This window comes from Martinezella sp. CNPSo 3890, assembly GCF_057784455.1.
In genome coordinates, this window is sequence record NZ_JBXSOR010000038.1 from 2,501 (window position 1) to 5,813 (window position 3,313).

Below are 3,313 nucleotides of genomic sequence, written 5' to 3' on the forward strand. Positions count from 1 at the left end.
TCTGTTGCTCGTTTCCTGACGGAAACGGCAACGAGATGATGAGCATTGGCAATGAGAACGATCAAGTGTCGTAAGGGCATTTAGTGGATGCCTAGGCATGCACAGGCGATGAAGGACGTGATACGCTGCGAAAAGCCGTGGGGAGCTGCGAATAAGCTTTGATCCATGGATCTCCGAATGGGGCAACCCACCTTAAATGCTTAGAAAATCCAAACTGCTGAATAAGCAGCTTGGGTTTCTAAGCATTGTTAAGAGGTATCTTCACCTGAATAAAATAGGGTGTAAGAAGCGAACGCAGGGAACTGAAACATCTAAGTACCTGCAGGAAAGGACATCAACCGAGACTCCGCAAGTAGTGGCGAGCGAACGCGGACCAGGCCAGTGGCAATGAGTGTTAAAGTGGAAGAACCTGGAAAGGTTTGCCGCAGAGGGTGACAGCCCCGTACGCGTAGATACACTTATTGTCCTAGAGTAGGGCGGGACACGTGAAATCCTGTCTGAACATGGGGAGACCACTCTCCAAGCCTAAGTACTCGTGCATGACCGATAGCGAACCAGTACCGTGAGGGAAAGGTGAAAAGCACCCCGACAAGGGGAGTGAAATAGAACCTGAAACTGGATGCCTACAAACAGTCGGAGCCCGCAAGGGTGACGGCGTACCTTTTGTATAATGGGTCAACGACTTAGTGTAACAAGCAAGCTTAAGCCGGTAGGTGTAGGCGAAGCGAAAGCGAGTCTGAATAGGGCGATATAGTTTGTTGCATTAGACCCGAAACCGAGTGATCTAGCCATGAGCAGGTTGAAGGTTGGGTAACACCAACTGGAGGACCGAACCCGCATCTGTTGCAATAGATTGGGATGACTTGTGGCTAGGGGTGAAAGGCCAATCAAACTCGGAAATAGCTGGTTCTCCGCGAAATCTATTTAGGTAGAGCGTCTGGCGAATACTCCCGGGGGTAGAGCACTGGATGGGCTATGGGGACTCACCGTCTTACTGATCCTAACCAAACTCCGAATACCGGGAAGTACTACCAGGCAGACACACGGCGGGTGCTAACGTCCGTCGTGAAAAGGGCAACAACCCTAACCTCCAGCTAAGGTCCCCAAGTCATGGCTAAGTGGGAAAGGATGTGAGGATCCCAAAACAACCAGGATGTTGGCTTAGAAGCAGCCATCATTTAAAGAAAGCGTAACAGCTCACTGGTCTAGTCAAGGGTCTTTGCGCCGAAAATGTAACGGGGCTGAAGCCATGCACCGAAGCTGAGGATTCCTCTTTGAGGAGTGGTAGCGGAGCGTTCCGTAAGCTGATGAAGGGATACCCGTGAGGGGTCCTGGAGGTATCGGAAGTGCGAATGTTGACATGAGTAACGATAAAGAGGGTGAGAGACCCTCTCGCCGAAAGACCAAGGGTTCCTGCTTAAAGTTAATCTGAGCAGGGTTAGCCGGCCCCTAAGACGAGGCGGACACGCGTAGTCGATGGGAACCACGTTAATATTCGTGGGCCTGGTGGTAGTGACGGATTGCTTAACTTGTTCACACTTATTGGATTGTGTGGGCGGGGACGCGGTTCCAGGAAATAGCTCCACCGTACAGACCGTACCCGAAACCGACACAGGTGGTCAGGTAGAGTATACCAAGGCGCTTGAGAGAACTATGTTGAAGGAACTCGGCAAATTGCACGCGTAACTTCGGAAGAAGCGTGACCCTTATATGCGCAAGCATGTGAGGGTGGCACAGACCAGGGGGTAGCGACTGTTTACCAAAAACACAGGGCTCTGCGAAGTCGCAAGACGACGTATAGGGTCTGACGCCTGCCCGGTGCTGGAAGGTTAAGAGGAGGGGTGCAAGCTCTGAATCGAAGCCCCAGTAAACGGCGGCCGTAACTATAACGGTCCTAAGGTAGCGAAATTCCTTGTCGGGTAAGTTCCGACCTGCACGAATGGCGTAACGACTTCCCCGCTGTCTCCAACATAGACTCAGTGAAATTGAATTCCCCGTGAAGATGCGGGGTTCCTGCGGTCAGACGGAAAGACCCCGTGCACCTTTACTATAGCTTTACACTGGCATTCGTGTCGGCATGTGTAGGATAGGTGGTAGGCTTTGAAGCAGGGACGCCAGTTCTTGTGGAGCCATCCTTGAAATACCACCCTTATCGTCATGGATGTCTAACCGCGGTCCGTTATCCGGATCCGGGACAGTGTATGGTGGGTAGTTTGACTGGGGCGGTCGCCTCCGAAAGAGTAACGGAGGCGCGCGATGGTGGGCTCAGACCGGTCGGAAATCGGTCGTCGAGTGCAATGGCATAAGCCCGCCTGACTGCGAGACTGACAAGTCGAGCAGAGACGAAAGTCGGTCATAGTGATCCGGTGGTCCCGTGTGGAAGGGCCATCGCTCAACGGATAAAAGGTACGCCGGGGATAACAGGCTGATGACCCCCAAGAGTCCATATCGACGGGGTTGTTTGGCACCTCGATGTCGGCTCATCGCATCCTGGGGCTGGAGCAGGTCCCAAGGGTTTGGCTGTTCGCCAATTAAAGCGGTACGTGAGCTGGGTTCAGAACGTCGTGAGACAGTTCGGTCCCTATCTGCCGTGGGTGTAGGAATATTGACAGGATCTGTCCCTAGTACGAGAGGACCGGGATGGACATATCTCTGGTGGACCTGTTGTCCTGCCAAGGGCATAGCAGGGTAGCTATATATGGAATGGATAACCGCTGAAGGCATCTAAGCGGGAAACCAACCTGGAAACGAGTGTTCCCTATCAGAGCCGTGGAAGACGACCACGTTGATAGGCCGGGTGTGGAAGTGCGGCAACGCATGAAGCTTACCGGTACTAATAGCTCGATTGGCTTGATCGTTCTCATTGCTCGTGCTCATCACACGACGTGTTCAAATAAAAAATCCAGCTTCTCAAAAACGTCCATGCAAAAGCATGAACAGCAAGCTTCGGCCACCTGTCGCCTCGAACTCGAGGTGACCGTATGGCCGGCTGATGTCCCCTTCGAGCGGCAAGCGAGAAGGACAAGGCATATCAGCCACAAAGAAGCAACTTGTTGTCCATGGCAAAGGCATGGACAACAAGTTGCGCTTTGCCGACCTGGTGGTTATGGCGGGGTGGCTGCACCCGTTCCCTTTCCGAACACGGCCGTGAAACGCCCCTGCGCCCATGGTACTTCGTCTTAAGACGCGGGAGAGTAGGTCGCTGCCAGGTCTGCTAATCGCAACTCCAGGCTAAATTGCTCAGCAATTTATGCCTCGCTAAACCGCTTCAGCGGTTTATGCCTCACAAAATCTTCTCGTCACACTCCGAAAT

General features: G+C 52.9%; 2 rRNA genes. Both read left to right on the plus strand.

Annotated elements, in window-relative coordinates:
- Nucleotides 1-59: 59 nt before the first annotated feature.
- Nucleotides 60-2,858: ribosomal RNA gene (locus AC13RC_RS34000) — 23S ribosomal RNA — on the plus strand.
- Nucleotides 2,859-3,096: 238 nt separating this feature from the next.
- A 5S ribosomal RNA gene (rrf, locus tag AC13RC_RS34005) occupies nucleotides 3,097-3,211 on the plus strand.
- Nucleotides 3,212-3,313: the final 102 nt, after the last annotated feature.